Consider the following 234-nt stretch of genomic DNA (forward strand, 5'->3'; position numbering starts at 1 on the left):
GCCTAAAGACGGCTGTGTAACTGTCATGCATAAACATATAAAAGATAATGCCGCTTAACTCATAATAGCGTTAGCAATTTGTACAGTTGAAATAACCAAAATTGGCGATAAACAGTTTGGCAAAATTTGGCTAAACATGATTCGCGGTGCTTTAAGTCCAATGATCAAAGACGCTTCGACATATTCTTTTTTATTTTCTGCTAGTACCTAGGCTCGAATAGTTAGGGCATATTG

Annotated in this window: 1 pseudogene; it reads right to left on the reverse strand. The window is 36.8% G+C overall.

Going from position 1 to position 234, the window contains the following annotated elements:
• Nucleotides 1–54: 54 nt before the first annotated feature.
• Nucleotides 55–189: pseudogene (locus Q4519_RS22155) on the reverse strand (ABC transporter permease subunit); the annotation flags it as partial.
• Nucleotides 190–234: the final 45 nt, after the last annotated feature.

The sequence above is a fragment of the Motilimonas sp. 1_MG-2023 genome (assembly GCF_030547455.1).
GTDB lineage: Bacteria > Pseudomonadota > Gammaproteobacteria > Enterobacterales > CBDFNC01 > Motilimonas.